The organism is Clostridium beijerinckii, from assembly GCF_008705175.1.
Taxonomy (GTDB): domain Bacteria; phylum Bacillota; class Clostridia; order Clostridiales; family Clostridiaceae; genus Clostridium; species Clostridium beijerinckii.
Genome location: NZ_CP043998.1, coordinates 1779936 through 1798589 on the forward strand (window position 1 = coordinate 1779936; position 18654 = coordinate 1798589).

Annotated in this window: 20 protein-coding genes; 14 read left to right on the forward strand and 6 right to left on the reverse strand. The window is 28.2% G+C overall.

Annotated features, from left to right (window positions below):
- Window positions 1-25 precede the first annotated feature (25 nt).
- The 3 genes from F3K33_RS08065 (at window position 26) to F3K33_RS08075 (ending at window position 4402) form a co-directional block, all read left to right on the forward strand.
- Window positions 26-1867, forward strand: coding sequence for an ATP-binding protein (locus F3K33_RS08065; RefSeq protein ID WP_039770602.1), 1842 nt, complete (start codon window positions 26-28; stop codon window positions 1865-1867).
- Window positions 1868-2464: 597 nt separating this feature from the next.
- Window positions 2465-4081: a hypothetical protein gene (locus F3K33_RS08070; RefSeq protein WP_039770601.1), complete on the forward strand. Its 1617-nt coding sequence runs from the start codon at window positions 2465-2467 to the stop codon at window positions 4079-4081.
- Window positions 4082-4246: 165 nt separating this feature from the next.
- A complete protein-coding gene (locus F3K33_RS08075) occupies window positions 4247-4402 on the forward strand; it encodes a zinc-ribbon domain-containing protein (RefSeq protein ID WP_011968881.1) in 156 nt (51 codons plus the stop codon).
- Between the two features lie 116 nt (window positions 4403-4518).
- Here the strand turns inward: F3K33_RS08075 and F3K33_RS26310 are convergent, their stop codons facing one another.
- Window positions 4519-4671 (reverse strand): hypothetical protein, encoded by a 153-nt coding sequence (locus F3K33_RS26310; RefSeq protein WP_011968882.1) that lies wholly within the window; start codon window positions 4669-4671, stop codon window positions 4519-4521.
- A 232-nt stretch (window positions 4672-4903) separates the two neighbouring features.
- Window positions 4904-5383, reverse strand: a complete 480-nt coding sequence (locus F3K33_RS08080; RefSeq protein ID WP_011968883.1) for a CarD family transcriptional regulator — start codon at window positions 5381-5383, stop codon at window positions 4904-4906.
- A 354-nt stretch (window positions 5384-5737) separates the two neighbouring features.
- Here F3K33_RS08080 and F3K33_RS08085 point away from each other — a divergent pair, with 354 nt between their 5' ends.
- The 4 genes from F3K33_RS08085 to F3K33_RS08100 all read left to right on the forward strand — a co-directional run bounded on the left by F3K33_RS08085 (window position 5738) and on the right by F3K33_RS08100 (window position 8797).
- Complete coding sequence (locus tag F3K33_RS08085; RefSeq protein WP_011968884.1) at window positions 5738-6550, forward strand: hypothetical protein; 813 nt, start codon at window positions 5738-5740, stop codon at window positions 6548-6550.
- A 187-nt stretch (window positions 6551-6737) separates the two neighbouring features.
- Window positions 6738-7358 carry a uridine kinase gene (gene udk, locus F3K33_RS08090; protein ID WP_011968885.1) on the forward strand — a complete coding sequence of 207 codons (621 nt, stop codon included), beginning with the start codon at window positions 6738-6740 and terminating at the stop codon, window positions 7356-7358.
- Between the two features lie 124 nt (window positions 7359-7482).
- Window positions 7483-8148 (forward strand): HAD family hydrolase, encoded by a 666-nt coding sequence (locus tag F3K33_RS08095; protein ID WP_011968886.1) that lies wholly within the window; start codon window positions 7483-7485, stop codon window positions 8146-8148.
- 34 nt (window positions 8149-8182) lie between these two features.
- Complete coding sequence (locus F3K33_RS08100; RefSeq protein WP_011968887.1) at window positions 8183-8797, forward strand: alpha/beta fold hydrolase; 615 nt, start codon at window positions 8183-8185, stop codon at window positions 8795-8797.
- Window positions 8798-8923: 126 nt separating this feature from the next.
- On the opposite strand, the gene ilvA is transcribed toward F3K33_RS08100, so the two are convergent.
- From ilvA to F3K33_RS08115, 3 genes are all read right to left on the reverse strand, one after another.
- On the reverse strand, window positions 8924-10144 hold the full coding sequence (gene ilvA / locus F3K33_RS08105) for a threonine ammonia-lyase (RefSeq protein WP_011968888.1): 1221 nt from the start codon (window positions 10142-10144) through the stop codon (window positions 8924-8926).
- 333 nt (window positions 10145-10477) lie between these two features.
- The gene (locus F3K33_RS08110) at window positions 10478-10900 is read right to left on the reverse strand and encodes a YjdF family protein (RefSeq protein ID WP_011968889.1); all 423 of its coding nucleotides are present in this window, start codon (window positions 10898-10900) and stop codon (window positions 10478-10480) included.
- 321 nt (window positions 10901-11221) lie between these two features.
- Window positions 11222-12778, reverse strand: a complete 1557-nt coding sequence (locus F3K33_RS08115; RefSeq protein ID WP_011968890.1) for an ABC-F family ATP-binding cassette domain-containing protein — start codon at window positions 12776-12778, stop codon at window positions 11222-11224.
- A gap of 465 nt (window positions 12779-13243) precedes the next feature.
- Here F3K33_RS08115 and F3K33_RS08120 point away from each other — a divergent pair, with 465 nt between their 5' ends.
- Complete coding sequence (locus F3K33_RS08120) at window positions 13244-13795, forward strand: GNAT family N-acetyltransferase (RefSeq protein ID WP_011968891.1); 552 nt, start codon at window positions 13244-13246, stop codon at window positions 13793-13795.
- Window positions 13796-14104: 309 nt separating this feature from the next.
- Window positions 14105-14272, forward strand: a complete 168-nt coding sequence (locus F3K33_RS08125) for a hypothetical protein (RefSeq protein WP_241394152.1) — start codon at window positions 14105-14107, stop codon at window positions 14270-14272.
- Window positions 14273-14377: 105 nt separating this feature from the next.
- Here F3K33_RS08125 and F3K33_RS08130 read toward each other — a convergent pair whose 3' ends face one another.
- Window positions 14378-15082, reverse strand: coding sequence for a DUF6873 family GME fold protein (locus tag F3K33_RS08130; protein WP_039770600.1), 705 nt, complete (start codon window positions 15080-15082; stop codon window positions 14378-14380).
- A gap of 225 nt (window positions 15083-15307) precedes the next feature.
- Here F3K33_RS08130 and ytxC point away from each other — a divergent pair, with 225 nt between their 5' ends.
- From ytxC to F3K33_RS08155, 5 genes are all read left to right on the forward strand, one after another.
- Entirely contained in the window at window positions 15308-16207 is a 900-nt protein-coding gene (gene ytxC / locus F3K33_RS08135) for a putative sporulation protein YtxC (protein WP_011968894.1), read from the forward strand.
- A 134-nt stretch (window positions 16208-16341) separates the two neighbouring features.
- The gene (gene infC, locus F3K33_RS08140; RefSeq protein WP_011968895.1) at window positions 16342-16899 is read left to right on the forward strand and encodes a translation initiation factor IF-3; all 558 of its coding nucleotides are present in this window, start codon (window positions 16342-16344) and stop codon (window positions 16897-16899) included.
- A gap of 20 nt (window positions 16900-16919) precedes the next feature.
- The gene (rpmI, locus tag F3K33_RS08145) at window positions 16920-17117 is read left to right on the forward strand and encodes a 50S ribosomal protein L35 (RefSeq protein ID WP_011968896.1); all 198 of its coding nucleotides are present in this window, start codon (window positions 16920-16922) and stop codon (window positions 17115-17117) included.
- Window positions 17118-17145: 28 nt separating this feature from the next.
- Window positions 17146-17505 (forward strand): 50S ribosomal protein L20, encoded by a 360-nt coding sequence (gene rplT / locus F3K33_RS08150; protein ID WP_011968897.1) that lies wholly within the window; start codon window positions 17146-17148, stop codon window positions 17503-17505.
- Between the two features lie 100 nt (window positions 17506-17605).
- Window positions 17606-18388 carry a TrmH family RNA methyltransferase gene (locus tag F3K33_RS08155; RefSeq protein ID WP_011968898.1) on the forward strand — a complete coding sequence of 261 codons (783 nt, stop codon included), beginning with the start codon at window positions 17606-17608 and terminating at the stop codon, window positions 18386-18388.
- The last annotated feature ends 266 nt before the right edge of the window (window positions 18389-18654 follow it).

The window sequence follows — 18654 nt, forward strand, 5'->3', positions numbered from 1 at the left end:
ATGTTTTGAAGAGAGGCTATAAGTAATGAAGAATTTAGAAAACTTTTTTTATAAAGCTAATATTCTTATTGTTCATGAATACTTTGAAGATTCACGGGTGTTAATAAAATTTCTTAATTATAGAGGATATGTAAATATAAAAAGTGTGAAAAAAAGTGAATCAATTGTAAAGTCAATAAAGGAAAATATACCAGATATAATTCTAATAAATGTAAATTTGGAATCCGTTAATGGGTATCAATTATGTGAAATTATGAGAAAAGAAGAGGATTTAAGAGATGTTCCAATTATTTTTATAAACACATGTGGAGAAGCAATTGATAGAAATAAAATATATATTGTTGGAGGAAATGATTATTTAAGCACCCCACTTGAATATGAGGAAGTCATAAATAGAATTGAAATGCATTTAAGAATTAAGTTTATGGAGCATAAGATAAAATTTCATAAAGGCAATTATGATACAATATCTACTCAATTAGAGAGTTGGAATAGGATTTTATTAAAAAGAAATAGTGATTTAGTTAATGAAGTTATTGAAAAAGACAATCAATTATATGATATAACATTTGAGTTAAAAGAATTCAATATTATATTGGAAGAAGAAATGAATGAAAGAACTAGAACAGAGGAAGCGTTAAAGGAAAGTGAGAGACAATTACGGCATTCTATAGAAGAGGCACCAGTGCCAATAATGTTATATACCGAAGATGGATTTGTAAAGAAGATCAATAGATCATGGAGTGATATTACCGGATATAGACTTGAAGATATTCCAATGATTTCAGAATGGGCAGATATTTCAGAGGCTTTTAAAGAGGAATTGAGCAGTACAAATATAAAAAAATTATTTAATTCAGAGAAAAGGCAAAACAATGGGGAGTTTTCTATAAGGACACATGATGGAAGTATAAGAATTTGCAATTTTTATTCAGCATATATTGGGGATTTAGAGGATGGACATAAATTATTCATGAAAGTAGCCATAGATGTGACAGAGAAAAAGCGTATGGAAGAATTGCAAAAAAGTGTTGAAGAAGAGAGGAAAAAATTATATGAAATTAAGGAATACGACAGAATAAGAACAGAATTTTTTTCTAATATATCTCATGAATTAAGAACACCGATTAGTGTTATTTTCTCGGCGCTGCAAATACATGAACTTAGGTTAAAAGATTGTATATTTGAAAATAGAAGTATTGATAAATATAAATATACTAAAATAATGAAACAGAATTGTTATCGTATTTTACGACTTATTAATAATATTATAGATATAACAAAAATTGATTCTGGGTATTTTAATATCAATGAACATAATATTGATATTATCGCTCTTATAGAGAATATAACTTTATCAGTGGCTGACTATATTGAGAATAAGGGACTGTCTCTTATATTTGATACGAACGTGGAAGAAAAAATTATGTCATGTGATCCGGAAAAAATTGAAAGAATTATTTTGAATATACTATCAAATGCAGTAAAATTTACTTCAAGTGGTGGAAAAATAACTGTTAGTATTGAAGATTCCTATGATAAAATTTGTATAAAAATTAAAGATACAGGAAGAGGTATTCCGCAAGATAAATTAAATTCGATATTTGAAAGATTTATACAGGTAGATAAATCTCTAGCTAGAGATCATGAAGGAAGTGGAATAGGACTTTCTCTTGTAAAGTCCTTAGTTGAACTGCATGGTGGAGTAATATCTGTAAAAAGTAAAATAAATTATGGCACTGAATTTGTTATATATATCCCATGCAAACTAGTAAAAAATGCAGAAGAGCAATATTCGCTTTGCAGCTCTATAGGCGGAGATTGTATTGAAAAAATTAATATAGAATTTTCAGATATCTATAATTAAAATTATAGATTTTAATTATATTGCAAAAATAATCCTTCATCGTAATTCTAAAAATATTACAAGAATTTTAACAGTAATTATAAATTATACATTGTGAAGTATGAATTGCAACATGTATATGCTTGTAAAATATTTCTTTTATAATGTAAGTATATGTGAAAAAAAGTTAAGATAATATAGTAAAAAGATATTTTTACTTACTTTTTTTAAGAGTTTTAAACAAATGTTGAATATAAATTTAATATTTGTTACTATATTAGTGTATTTAATAGGTTAGAGATAATGAGGTTTCAAACAATTGATGGGACTTTATTTATCTCTTTTTGATTGTTATAGGAAGTGAAAAATGAGAATTTAAACTATTTGCCCCCAAAAGGAATGTTTCTAGAGTGCGAGGAATAATTTGCTATTGCATATATCTAAGTATTCAAGTAATATAGTTTCCACACTTTATATGCTATGTTATTAGAAATATTACCTTTTAATAATATATGAACCTCTGTATTTATATAGCTTCATAAATACAGAGGCTTTTTAATTCCATTCTTTGTGTTATAATTTAAGCAAAAGAAATAAAATACAGTGTGGAGGAAAAGGATGGGTAATAATAGAGATTTAATTAGATATTCAAAGATATTATTAAGCGCATACTTAATTATAGGACTAATCTTAATTTTTAGTAGTTCTATGGTTTTAGATTTAAGTCTTAATATTTTAATAATAACAGGAATATTTGTGGCGTGTACACTGGTATATGGAGTATTAATTAGAAATAAAAAATATATATCTACGGCAATTATTGTTGCCTTGTTATATGTTGGTGCAATTATCATATATAGTCCTTTAATTAGTTATAATGCTCATAGGAATTTAATAGGAAATATAGAAGAAATGGATTTTTCTAGCCAAATAGAATATATTGATATAAACCAGTTGCCTATTATTGATAAAGAACTTGCATACAAGCTAGCTGATAAGAAATTAGGTGAAATTACTAGTCTTGGGAGTCAAGTGAGTGTTGGTCAATTGACATTACAAAGTGTAAATGGTCAACTGTGTTATGTTGGACCACTTGAGCATTCTTCTTTTCTTAAATGGATTAGCAATAGAGAAGGAACGATAGGGTATATTAAGGTAAGTGCTACAAATCAAAATGATGTAGAGTTGGTTACCCAGCTTGATGGAAAAGATATTAGGCTTAAATATTTAAATTCTGCATATTTTCTTAGTGATTTAAATAGAGCAGCTTACTTTAGAGATATGAAAGCAGGGCACACAGATTATACTTTTGAATTAGATGACAGCGGCAGACCATATTGGGTCATTACAAGATATGATACTGGCGTGGGCATTACAGAAGAAAAGGCCATAGGTGCATTAGTGATGGATGCTCAGACAGGTGAATCAACTATTTATAATATTGATAATCTACCAGAATGGGTAGACAGAATACAGCCGATGAAATATATTAATAGGTATATTAACAAATGGGGAGAATTGGTTCATGGTGTTTTGAATTTTACGGATAAAGATAAACTTAAGACAACAACAGATGGTGTGAATATTATATACGATAAGGGTGTCTGCTACTATTATACAGGTATAACGTCAGTAGGAAGTGATGAATCACTTGTAGGATTTATGCTTACAAATACAAGAACCGGAGAAACTAAAATGTATAAAACGGCTGGTGCTACAGAAGAAGCAGGCATGAGATCAGCAGAAGGAAAAGTACAACAGTATGGTTATAAAGCTACTTTTCCATATCTGATAAACATACAAAATGAGCCGACATATTTTATGACGCTGAAAGATTCTAATGGATTAGTTAAGCAATATGCCATGGTGAATGTAAAAAATTATAACACTGTAGGAGTTGGAGATACACTTCAAGCTACTTTAAATAAATATTTAGAGGGATTAACCAATACTAATATTTCTCTCGAAAGTGGAAATCAGGAAGAAGTTATAAGAGGAGAAGTAGAGAGGATAGGTCTAGTTATTAAAGAAGGTACGAGTATTTATGACATTAAATTAAAAAATAATGAAAATATTTTCTCGGTTTCAACGGAGATATCTAGAGAGGTTGCATTAACTCAGGCTGGTGACTCAGTGGAAATGAAGTTTATTAAAGTTGGAGATAATAGATATATTATAACCAATTCATTTAGTAATCTTTCTTTTGTTAACAGTGAGGAACAGAAAAAGGAATAGGAAGAAAATAATTAAAATTAAGTATTGCAATTAAAAGGGAGCTATGATATACTAAAATAGTTCCTAAAGGGAATAAAAAAATATATCAAAGATTTAATTATATTAAAATTTCTCCTTATGAGAAAGTATTATTTAACTAAGTCTTTAAATTTGGAGGAATTGAAAATGGAAGATAAAACATTAGTATGTAAAGATTGTGGAAAAGAATTTATATTCACAGTTGGAGAACAAGAATTCTACAAAGAAAAAGGATTCGAAAATGATCCTGTAAGATGTGCAGATTGTAGAAGAGCTAGAAAGCAACAAAACAACAGAAGATAGTTTCTGTTTGCAAAGATAAGCTATAAGATATTATTCTTATAGCTTTTTTATTATATATTGGTATAATTGATACCTTTATGGTATATATAGGATACTATTAATTGACAAACCATACACTAATTTATATGGTCATTTTGAACTCCTTCTCTTTTAACTGAATGTCTTTTTCTGTTTGGATTGTGGTTCATATTTTCTTGAGTTATAGGAGTTTGATGATTGCATTTTTCCATTCTAGCATGTTTGTTATCAGGTTGACTATCTTTTGGCATAATAAAAACCTCCCTTAAACAATAAATTTACATATTAATTTTTTGCTAAGTGATACAATATTATTCGTAAGCTGTAGAAAAAATAATAACAATATTAGTTATATTATTAATTAAATAGAAAATAAATAAACCTGCTAAATAATATATTAATTATACCTATATTATTTAGCAGGTTTATTCAAATCTATTTTCAGTATATAGGTTATTTTGTAATAGTTAATCTAAACAAAAATTAATTAAGGTTCAAATTTAAAAAGCTTGTAGCTTCAATTTCACTAATATTTTTTATAACTGAAACTTCTTCAACTAAAAATTTGTAAGCAGTATTAAATAATTGTTTTTCACTTGAACTAAGTGATTTTTTCTTATTCATAAGAATTAGATCGTAAACTACTTCTGCACTATCTTTAAGTAATCCAGATCTTATTTTTTTTGCATTAGCTTGATATCTTTCCTTGGATGATGCAAGTTCAAATTCACTACTTTTATTTTCAAGAGTGAGCAATATATGATCTAAGGTAGAGTTATCACAAACTTTTCTTAAATTTGAGTTAGATGCCTTATCACTTGGAATCATAATTTCTAAATTATTTGACGTAATCTTTACTATTATGTATTCCTTGGTATTTCCTGAAAAAATCTTATTTTCTATTCTTTCAACAGTGCCTATGCCTTGCATTGGATAAACGACTTTATCTCCTATCAAAAACAAAAAACACACCTCCTTAAATGGTTGTTCTATTATTATAACACATTATTAAAAAAAATAAAACTTAAATATATCATATCTATTATTTCATGTCAATAATATTTGTGTTTTTTTAGAATGTAATATTAATTTTTTGATAACTATATAACGTAAAAATTTATATGACAATTAAAGGTAAAAAGTAAATTGAAAAATACATATTTAAAGAAATTATGATAAGTAATAATAATACAAAAAATAAATTAAATGTAAAAAATGTAAAAAAATATAGAAATATAAGTAAAACAACAGCTTGATAATAAATAATATGTGATGTAAAATTAAGGAAATGATTACAGAAAAGAGGGGGTTGCTGGCGTGGGGGTTCATAATAAAAAAGTTATAAAAAGTGAAAGAAAAATAAAACGGAAAAATAAGAATTTACTTGCTGATAAGATTTTGGCTTATAATCCCGTGTTTTTGGAAGGAATTGCAGTATATAAAGATGCAAGTAGAAACTTTATATTTTTAATATTTCTTGGAGCTTTGTTAATCGACTTTCCGATAATATCAGTGCCTTGTTGTATATTGTCTATGTTTTTTATTATTAGAATGTTGCAGTTTATTAAATATAAAAGCATAAATAATATAGTAAATGAAATAGCAAAGGATTTATCTTTTAAAGGGATATATAATAAAGGTAAAGTAGAGGATATGTTAAATGATTTTAAAGTTAAATATGGAGAAGATATCGTTGAGTATGAACAATTGGTAAACATGTTAGATAAATATGAAGCTTTAGTAACAAATATTGAATTTGCTTTAAAAAATATAACTTTCAAGGATAAAACAAATATAGATAACAAAGAAGAACTTATAATAGATAATAGTGAAATTACTTTCTTTGAAAATGATAATAATATAAACTGTGAAATATATAATAGGGATGAGCATAAAAATACGAGAGTAAATAATTATTATAGAAGTTTTAATGAAAAATTTTCTGTGCTTTATAAAAATGGTGATGGAGAGATTAAGAGCGTTAATAAAGCAATTGAGTTCTTTGATGATAGAGATAATGAAAACATTAACGAAAATGCTGTTGTCCTGAAAAATGTTAATAAAGAAAATAAAAATCTTACAGTATATTTATATAAAAAGTCATCTCCACTACAAAAAAATGTATTGTGATGAGCTAACATTTATAATAAAGTTAGTAAAAAATAAACTTCTATTAACTGTAGTATATGATTTGATATCGCAGTTATAGGAGTTGTCTTTTTTTTTATTTTGTAATAAAATCTAATAAGTGTAGTAATATGTATTTATTAAAATTAATTATAAGTATAATTATATTAGATTACTTATGGAGGAAAAAATGCAAGATATAATGATAATAGGCATAGCTGGAGGAAGCGGATCAGGTAAAACTACTTTGGCTCAAAATATAAGAGAAGCTTTTAGTGATGATATAGTAATTCTTTGTCATGATTACTATTATAAATCTAATGAGGGAATTTCTTTGGAAGAAAGAAAAAAACTTAATTATGATCATCCTAATTCCTTTGATACAGATCTACTAATAGAGCAGCTTAGACAATTAAAAGCGGGAAATACAATATATCATCCGGTATATTCTTTTGTTGAACATACAAGATTGAACGAAACTGTAGAAGTAAAACCAGCTAAAGTTGTAATAGTTGAAGGTATATTAATATTTGAAAATGAAGAACTTTGCGATTTGATGGATATTAAAGTTTTTGTAGATACAGCTGGTGATGTTAGAATAATAAGAAGATTGCTAAGAGATGTAAAAGAAAGAGGAAGAGATTTAGATTCTGTAATCAATCAATATTTAGGTACAGTGAAACCTATGCATGAGGAGTTTGTTGATCCAAGTAAGAGAAGGGCAGACATAATAATTCCAGAGGGTGGTTGTAATGCAGTTGCTTTAAGCATGCTACTGGAAAGAGTAAGGAATTTTATATATAAAGAATAGCAGTACATAATTTTTAAGTAATATTAAATAAAGTGTGTCTTTTTAAGTTTGAATAAATTTAAAAAGGCATTTATTAATTATTATAGACAAGTTGGTAGTAATTCATAAAAAGGAGAAGATACGTATGAAAAAGGTAGATGCAGTAATATTTGATATGGATGGGGTATTAATAGATTCGGAAAGAATATCGCTCAAATGTTATCAGGAAGTTTTAAAAGATTATCAATATGAAATGGATGAAAAGATTTATGTAAAATTCATAGGAAGAAATGTTGAGGGTATAAAAGAGGCATTGCAGGAAGAGTTTGGGAAGGACTTTCCTTTCGATGAGATATATAAGAAAAAATCTAAATTAGCATTGGAATTTACTGATAAAAATGGTGTTAAAATCAAGCCTGGAGTACATGAACTATTAGACTACCTAAATAATGAAAATTATAAAATAGCGGTAGCTACTTCAACAAGAAGACAAAGGGCCATTGAATTATTGGAAAGAGCAAAAATAAAGGGAAAAGTTAATTATATAGTTTGTGGAGATCAAGTTGAAAATTCTAAACCTGATCCAGAAATATTTTTAAGAGCAGCAGAAGGGCTAAATGTTAAACCAAATAACTGCTTAGTTGTTGAAGATTCAGATGCTGGAATAACAGCAGCCCATGCGGCGAGTATGGCAGGAGTTCATGTTCCAGATATGAAGATATTAGATGATAAGACAAAGAAGCTAGCGTTTAAAATATGTAAGGAATTGGTTGATGTTAAGAGCGTTTTGGAAGAAATTAAAGAGAATTGAATTTAATTAAGTTTGAGAAAGGAACACTAAATTTATGAATGAAGAGTTAATAAATTCTTATTGGGGAGTTAATTTAGAAAGTAAAGTAATAAGTCAATCTAGTACAACGCTAACTGTGTTGATGCCAGGAATTGGCTATACATTAGATAGACCTCTTTTAGATTATTCGAAGAAATTAGCTCTAGAGTTAGGTTATGATGTTCTTTCTTTAGAATATGGTTTTCAGATTGCAAGAAAAAACTTGCTTATAGAAAAGGAGTTCCAGCACTTAATAAAGGAATCTATATGTATCTTTAAATCAGCATTAAAAGGGAATTACACCAAGATAGTATTCATATCTAAAAGCATAGGAACTATTGTACATACTCTACTTTGTGATGAGAGTAGTGGTTATGAAGTTAAGCATATTTACTTAACGCCTATAGATGATACTTTAGGAGTTGGAATAAAGGAAAATTCGTTAGTAATAAGTGGAACAAATGATCCGCTAATAAATATAGAATCTATTGAAAAAATAAAAAGAATTAATGGTGTAGAGATGATTGAAATAGAAGGAGCTGACCATTCGCTAAATATAAGTAATGATATATTAGGAAGTATAGATGTTATTCGTAAAGTAATTGAGGCTGAAAAGAAATACTTAATATAACAAAAAACATTTAAAGAATAAATTCTTTAAATGTTTTTTGTTATATTAAGAAAATTATAATGTTAGCATTAAATATCATGTTTGTGAAATCTATGACTTCACAGGCAACTAAGATTTTTATGGATTTTATTGATAAATCATTTTAGGTTGAATAACTTTAGGATCATATCCGCTATCTTTGAGAGCTTTAATAATTGCTTCTTTGTGATCATGTCCGAAGGTTTCCATTGTGATATCAAGTTCAACTGCACTGTTACGATTAATGCTTACAAATTGATTGTGATCAAGTTTGATTATATTACCATGAGCTTCAGCAATTACCTTAGATACATTGGTTAATTCTCCAGGTTTATCTGGAAGTAAAACAGAAACTGTACAAATACGTTCTCTTTCTATTAAACCATGTTGCACTAGGGATGCAAAGGTAATTACATCCATATTACCACCGCTTATAATTGATACAATCTTTTTATCTTTTACATCTAAGTGTTTTAAAGCTGCTACAGTTAATAAACCTGAGTTTTCAGCAAGCATTTTGTGATTTTCGAGCATATCTAGGAACGCTCCTATAAGTTCGTGATCCTCGATAGTTATGATATCGTCGAGATTTTGTTGTATATATGGAAAAATCTTAGAACCAGGGGTTTTAACGGCAGTACCATCAGCTATTGTATCTACTGAAGGAAGAGTAGTTACATCTCCATTCTTTAAAGAAACTTGCATGCAGTTTGCGCCAGCAGGCTCTACCCCTATAACTCTTATATTAGGGTTTAGAAGTTTTGCAAGTGTAGAAACACCTGTAGCAAGTCCGCCGCCACCTATTGGAACTAAGATTATATCAACAGTTGGTAATTCTTTTATGATCTCCATTGCTATTGAGCCCTGACCAGTTGCTACGTCTAAGTCATCAAAAGGATGAATAAAAGTATAACCTTCTTCTTCAGCAAGTTTTAAGGCGTAATTGCAAGCCTCGTCATAAACATCTCCGTGTAAAATGACTTCTGCGCCATAGGCTTTTGTGCGATTAACTTTCATTAGAGGAGTAGTGGTTGGCATTACAATTATTGCTTTTGTGTTGTAGGCTTTGGCAGCATAAGCCACCCCTTGAGCATGATTGCCAGCAGAAGCTGTCACAAGACCTTTGTTTCTATCTTCCTCTGAAAGCGTGCTAATCTTATAGTATGCCCCTCTGATTTTATACGCCCCCGTTTTTTGCATATTTTCAGGCTTAAAGTAAACTTTATTTCCTGTAATATCTGAGTAATAGTCGCTAAACACTAACTTGGTTTTTAAGATTACTTTTTGTACGATTTCATATGCTTCTTCAAATTTATCAAGTGTCATCATTTTTGTAATATCCCCTTTATATGTATATTGCTTTTAGCTAATAGTTTTATGATAACATGTTAGTATTTTATGTCAAGTAAGAGTTTTTAAGACAATAAGTTTTGTGAATTTAAATCAAAAGGTAACTCTAGGAATAAGGAATGATAAAAAATAACAAGTTAAGATGATGCTGTAATACTATAATGAAATAAATATATATTTATCAAAAATATATATTTATTAGTATTAAAGTGTTAATAGCATTTTTAACTTGTTATTTCTGAGCATTATTGGATAGGAAAAAATTCATAATATATAGTTAAGACATATGATTTTCATAAAGAACTTTTATTGTTAATGTCCTTTATGCTTTTCAAGCTTTTTCTTTTTTCTTAACTCGAATTTTCTTTGCTCTTCTTGCTCCTTTTGTTCTTTTGATTTTTGTTTGTGTACAATTTTGCTTTGTTCATGCTGTAATTGTATTGCCATTTGGGCTTTAGTTCCTATGCTTTTAACATCAACCTCTTTTCTAATGCTTCTTTGAAGCCTTTTAGGATTAGGCTTCTTTGTTGATGAGTTAAAGTCGTCAGACAATACTGGCGAACTAAAATTTAGACGATAGAAATTTTTCAGTATGAGCTCGTAGACTTCCACGTCTTTTGGCTCTGAGCCGAAGGTGACTTTGCATACCTTATATTCGCCATTTTCAATACTTTCAAAGACACCAATCCAAAATGGATCATCAAAAAGAACTGTTAATTTAATTATTGTTATCATAATTAAATCCTCCTGTAGTATATAAATTCACAGAGAATGGACAACCCCAGGAGGGCAGGTTACTGCTATATTATAATATAGGTTCTGACTACCAACAGAAACAGTGTTTTTATCTCTTAAATATTATTATAGTAGAAGAGTATAGTAATGAAAAGAGAGGTTGTTATTAATTATATTTATATTATGTCTTCTATGACTTAGTAGATAATCTAGATAAAGCCTATAAAAATAGAATTATTGATAAGTTTTATAGAGAAATTTAGGTTGAAACATAAAAAATAGCCAGTTTTAATAAACTGACTACATTTTTTTATTAACTGACTATATTATTTTAGTTGTCCAATCTTCGCAATTCCAAGTTTCTGTTATTATATCTCTATAAAATTCAGGTTCATGCGAAACTAACAGAATTGTTCCTTTGTATTCTTTAAGTGCTCTTTTCAACTCATCCTTTGCGTCAACATCTAAGTGATTAGTAGGTTCGTCAAGTATTAATATATTAGTTTCATTATTTATAATTTTACAAAGTCTAACTTTTGCAGCCTCACCACCAGATAGAACTCTTATTTGTGATTCTAATTGCTTAGTTGTAAGTCCACATTTAGCAAGAGCAGCTCTTATTTGATATTGAGTATATCCAGGGAATTCCTGCCATAATTCATCTATACAAGTATTGCTATTATTGCCTCTATCTTCTTGTTCGAAATAACCTATGTATTGATAATCTCCTAAATGAACTTCTCCGCTTATTGGTTTTATTATACCAAGTAAACTTTTTAGAAGAGTTGATTTACCAAGCCCGTTAGCCCCGACTAATGCTATTTTTTGTCCTCTTTCCATATATAAATTTAATGGTTTTGTAAGAGGAGAGTCATAACCTATAACTAAATCTTTAGTTTCAAAAATAGCTTTGCCTGAAGCTCTAGCAGATTTGAAGTTGAATTCTGGCTTTGGCTTTTCTTTTGAAAGTTCAATTATATCCATCTTATCTAGCTTCTTTTGTCTAGACTTAGCCATATTTGCAGTAGCAACATTAGCTTTATTTCTTGCTACGAAATCTTCAAGTCTCGAGATTTCTTTTTGTTGCTTTTCATAAGCAGCTTCTAATTTTTCTTTATTTATTGCATATATCCTTTGGAATTCATCATAATCTCCAACATATCGTGTAAGCTTTCTTTCATCTACATGATATATTAAATTAACTACTGAATTTATAAATGGAACATCATGGGATATTAATATAAACGCATTTTCATATGATTGAAGATATCTTTTTAGCCATTCGATATGTTCTTCATCCAAGTAGTTTGTAGGCTCATCTAAAAGTAAAATATCAGGAGATTGTAATAATAGTTTTCCTAAAAGAATTTTTGTTCTTTGTCCACCAGATAAATCATCAACGTCTTTGTCTAACCCTAGGTCTAAAAGCCCAAGACCTTTTGCAACTTCTTCAACTTTTGGATCAATAACATAAAATCCGTTATGATCAAGCATGTCTTGAATTACAGCAGTTCTTTCCAGCATTTTATTTAACTCATCCTCAGTACAATCCCCCATCTTTTCATATAAAGAATTCATTTCTGCTTCTAGATCAAAAAGATATTTAAAAGCATCTCTTAAGGCATCTCTTATACTTTGACCTTTCATTAATGCTGCATGCTGATCCATGTAACCAACTCTAACATTATTAGACCAAATAACATTCCCTTCATCAGGCATTAGCTTACCAGTTACTATATTCATAAATGTAGATTTACCTTCTCCATTAGCACCAATAAGACCAACATGTTCACCTTTTAATAATCTAAATGAAACATCTTCAAAAATAGCTCTATCTCCAAATCCGTGATTCATATTTTTAACAGTAAGTATGCTCATCAATTACCTCCAAAAAACTTATAAAATTTGCAACTAAGTAAAAAGACTCCTAAAATAAGAGAAAAATAATAAGCTTATAATCACTTTTTGTAGTTGCGTATCCATAATAGTTTAAAGTATAAAAAGCTAGTATGTCAAAGTAAATTTAAGAAAATTTGTGTATATTAAAAATATAGATGAGAAGAGTATTGAAACTATAACAATATATTCATAAAATAGTAAAATTCATTAAAGCTAATATTTATCAATTGCCCAAAGCACCTTGGTTATAAATTATGGTTGTATATTTACATAATATGTTATAATTTTAGTAATAAAATTCGTGTGTCTATAAATTAAAGAATGTTGATAATTGTTTAGAGACTTTACTTGATAAAACTTTTAATTCAATGTGCTAGAAACGAAAAGAGGATATGCTGGAGGCGTAATTAGATATTTGACCAGATTATATAAGGGGGAAGCAAGATGGAGGATTTGGTTACTGATAGATTGCTATTAAGAACATGGAAAGAGGATGATTACAAAGATTTATATGAATATGCCAAAAGTGAGTTGGTGGGTCCTAACGCTGGTTGGATGCCGCATAAAGATGAGGATGAAAGTAGAAAAATAATAAGAATGTTTATTAGAAATAATGAAACATATGCTATAGTTTTAAAATCAGAAAATAAAGTTATTGGTAGCATAGGGCTTCATGATAGAAAGCCTGATAATAATTTGTTGAAACTAAATCAGAAAGAAGTGGGGTATGCTCTCAATCCTAGATACTGGGGAAAAGAAATCGTTCCTGAAGCTGTAAAATCTTTAGTGGACTATGGGTTTAATAAACTAAATTTAGAATTAATTTGGTGCGCACATTTTGATTTTAACAACAACTCAAAAAGAGTAATTGAAAAGTGCGGATTCAAATATAAATTTAAAAAGTTCGAGAGATTAAAATTTTTAAATAATAAAGAGGTAACCACATTGTATTATTGTATTTTTAGAACTGAGTATAAAAATAACTTAAGAATATAACCAAATGTTATGAATTTACATGATTCTGACTACAATAGAATGTCTAAAGAACTTTTAGAATAATTAGTTAGTAAATTAACATTTTGCTGAATAGTAAGAGAAAAGGCGTGAAACTAAGCTAATGGATAAGAAAATATCTATTAGCTTAATTTTTATATTTAGATAAAAGTTATTTTTGTTTGTAAGTAAAAATTAATTTAGCCGAATTTCTATAATAATATTCCTATTTTGGGGTAAACTTTTGGTATAAAAAAAATTTTTATTGATGGTATTATAAATTGCGTAAATTATTATATGAAAGGAGATACTATGATGTTAGATTTAACTAAGGAAATAAAAGAAATGGCAGAAAAAATGGGTTACGAAATGAAAGGTTTGGCAGAAGATATGGGGAATGAAATGAGAAACGTAGGAGAATTAGTAAAGTCAAAAGCAGAAAAATTGACTGATGAAATAAAGAATAGAATGACAAGGTGAATATAAAGAAGATAGTAATTACATTATTAGTGTGAATGCTATCTTCTTTATATTTATTTAAAAGTAACATAAAAAAGTAGAAATCATATTATATAGTGGACATGGTTATAGGGTAAATAGACTACCTCGATCTATTAATTTCCCTTTTCTTAGTGCAATGGGTAAGATGTCATATTTAAAAAGAAATTTCTTTATTTGATCTCCCCATGTGTAACTATCTAAATCACCAAAGAAAGCCATCTTATTATTAAAGACCATACCACCGACCCCGCCTATAAAACCATAATTTAGTGAAGGTAGTAGTATATCTCCGGGAGGAAGCAGAAGGATGTCAAAATCGTAATTTTTAAGAGAATTAAAAATCCCTTTATCACTTGTGATTAAGGCTTTTTCTCTAACAGGGAGAATAGAACATTTTGTGTAACCTTGAGGAACATCAATGTGTATTTTTGAATTTTGAGAGTTTAAGAGATTTTCATCGCTATATTTTAAAGTATGTATAAAATAGTTTTCTAAAATTAAAGAATTTAAAATAATATCGTTTGGATATGTATTGGACAATGTGTTTTTTGAAACAATATAATTTATGTCGTTTAATTTAAGGATCTCTTTGAAATTTTCTGAGATATTTCGTTGGATAATTATCTTATTAAATGAATCATTTTTTAGTACATTTAATTGAATATCAGGATGACCATTTATGGCATCATAAACATCATTACATTTAGGGACTAATATTGGTTTTAGGTCTAGTTTGGAAAGGCTAAGTAATTCTTCTTTAGTAATTCTATAATCGACAAAACAATGCATATAAATTCTCCTTATAAGAATGTATAACTGATATTTAAAGGCAAAATAATCAATACTGAAATTATTATTTTAAATTATATTTTGCGCTTTAAAGACAGATATGTCAATTAAGTAACTGCTAGAATGTATAAAAATTAATATTTTATCAACTAGAAATATATCATATGAATTTTGCATATCCTCAAATTTTTAATACATACTAATATTAAGAAGGGAGTGAAATCCATGCTTATTTTAAAATTAGCTTATAGTGAAGACTTGACTTTTTCCCGTGACCTGCAAGAGCTAAAAGAGCTACTAAAGAAGAAGGAGATTTTAATAGGATTTGTTGAAAGTATAGAAGGAAAAACTCATATAATAAAGATAATTTGTGAAGAAAATTGTTATAATGAAAAAGTAAAAGAGATTATTAACTTATATGTTAGTAATATTTTATATAGAATAGTTATTGATAATTATAGAAAAAAGGAAATGTTTGAATTTATAACGGATAATTATTTTTTCTTAAAGCAATCTGAAATATTAGAGGTTGAAGATCAAATACTAAAGGTGTTAAAGTATGAAGAAGTAGATGCAAATGAGGATACTATATTTTGTTTAAATAAAATTAATTCTATGGTAGAAAAGATTAGAGACTGCATAAGTGAAAAACAAGAGATTAATATAGATGGATTTATAACTTTTAGGATGAGAAAATTAAGAGAGGATATAGAAAAAGTTATAGATAAAGTAGTAGAAAGATATATGGTGGAAAAAGAATATAAGGAATTTATAAAACTACTAAAGTACTTTGTAGAAATACAGGAATGTAAAATAGAAGAAATAAATATAATAGTAGAAGATAATAATTATATAGTAAGAGATAAGGAAGGCAAAGATTTATATTACGATTTTTTCAGTGAAATCGCAACAGATCAAAATAAAGCTGAATTAAATATGGAAGATATATTAATTAGCGGACTAATAACAAGTGCACCTGAAAATATAAATATCTATGGAAAAGAAAAATGTAGCAATAAAGAATTTTTAGATACTATTCAAAATGTATTTGGAGATAAGGTTCATTTTTATGAAGCAAATAGCGACTATAATAAAATTGGTCAAATAATAGCAAAAAAATATTGACATGGATTAACAACAATGATATACTCATACATGTTAAGAAGAAACAGCCGTTTCTCACCCTGCAGTGTTGAATTTACTAGTATGGGTTTTATGTGTGTCTATACATTGAGTATTGATAATTTGAGGCGGCAGTTATGCCGTCTTTTTATTATGTATATAGTTTTTCGGAGGTGAAAAATATTAATAAAGATTTTTCTATGAATGAAGAGATTAGAGAAAAAGAGATTAGACTAATAGGAAGTAACGGGGAACCATTAGGGATTGTCCCAACTATTGAAGCAAAAAAACTTGCTGAAGAAAAAGATATGGATTTAGTTATGATGTCTCCTACTGCGAAACCACCAGTTTGTAGAATTATGGACTATGGTAAGTATGTATATGAGCAATCTAAAAAAGAAAAAGATGCTAAGAAAAAGCAAAAAATCATATCTATTAAAGAAGTAAGATGTAGTCTAACTATTGAGGAACATGACATTGATATAAAAGCAAAAAATGCCAGAAAGTTCCTATTAGAAGGAGATAAAGTTAAAATCACTGTAAGATTTAGAGGTAGGGAAATGGAACTTGCCCACATGGGACAAAAAATTCTTGATAACTTTGCAGCTAAATTAGAAGATGTCTGCCTAGTAGAAAAAAGACCTAAAAGAGAAGGCAGAAATATGACAATGGTTTTAGGGCCTAAAAAGGCGTAACTTGAGAGGAGGATTTAATCATGCCAAAAATGAAAACTCATAGAGGTGCAGCAAAAAGATTCAGAAAAACAGGTACAGGAAAACTTAAGAGAGGTAAGGCATTTAGAAGCCATATCTTAACAAAGAAGAGTTCAAAAACTAAGAGACATCTTAGAAAAGCTGGATATGTTTCAGATTCACAATTAAAAGTAATGAAGAAATTATTACCATACCTATAATATAGGGGTAATGCAGGAGGTTTAAGTAATGGCAAGAGTAAAGAGAGCGAAGAATTCTCGTAAAAATCATAAAAAAGTTTTAAAACTTGCAAAAGGATACTACGGTGGAAAAAGTAAGTTATATAAAACTGCTAATGAATCAGTAATAAGAGCATTAAGAAATTCTTATGTTGGAAGAAAGAATAAGAAGAGAGATTATAGAAGTTTATGGATAGCTAGAATTAACGCGGCTACAAGAATAAACAACTTATCATATTCTAAATTCATGAATGGAATCAAATTAGCTGGAATAGACATCAACAGAAAGATGTTATCTGAAATAGCTATAAATGATCCAAAGGCATTTACTGAATTAGTAGAAGTTGCTAAGAAACAATTAAATGCTTAGTACATAAAATGCGGCTTATGCCGCATTTTATTTTTATATTCAAATATAAATAATAATACTATTATTTTTCCATAATCCTATAGTTTTGAGGTGTAAAACTTTGATATATATAGAAAGTAAAGAAAATAATTTATTTAAGAATACAAAAAAGCTTAAAGAAAGAAAAAATAGGACTAAAACAAGTAGATATATAATTGAAGGATTTAGATTAGTTCAAGAGGCATTTAAGGCCAAAGTCGATGTGGATTACCTAATTGTGACTGAAGATGCACATGATAAAGTAGACGAATTTTTGGGGAAATATATAAATGGTGAAATTAAGATTTATGAAATTTCTAGCAATTTATTTAAAGAACTTATTTCTACAGAAAATCCTCAAGGAATACTTGCAGTTATAAAAATGAATACAATGGAATCGAAATTCGATGGAGATTTTTACTTGCTTTGTGACAAGGTGCAAGATCCAGGGAATCTAGGGACTATAATAAGAACTGCACATGCAGCTGGAGTACAAGAAATTATATTAACAAAGGGTACTGTGGATATATATAATGAAAAGACAATTAGATCTACAATGGGATCTATATTTTATATTCCTATTTATTATGATGATGAGAATCTCTCTTTGGTAAAAGAATTAAAGGGGAAAGGTTTTAATTTAGTAGTGACATCCTTAGATACAGATAAAAATTTCTTTCAAGCAGATTTAAGAGGGAGAGTTCTCTTAACTGTTGGGAATGAAGGAAATGGAGTAAGTAGAGAAGTGTTAGAGATGGCGGATACTAAGGTTAAGATACCAATGCCAGGCAATGCTGAATCTTTAAATGTAGCAGTAGCTTCATCTGTTATAATGTATGAGAAAGTAAGACAAAATCAATTGTGATTAAATCTTATTAAAATAGGAAAGTATATTAATAGGTTTCTAGGAAAATTTGAAACTATTTAAGAATGAAAGTAGATTTGAATATTTCTAGGAATCTATATTAATATGAAAAAATTTTAAAATTTATATATTTATCTATGTAAATTTTAAAATATATAAATATTTATAGGAAACATCTGGTGTTCAGAGGCTTTATATTTAAAATAGAATAATCATGTTAAGATAAAATATTTAATTTGATTTGGTAATATACTTATAAATATGGT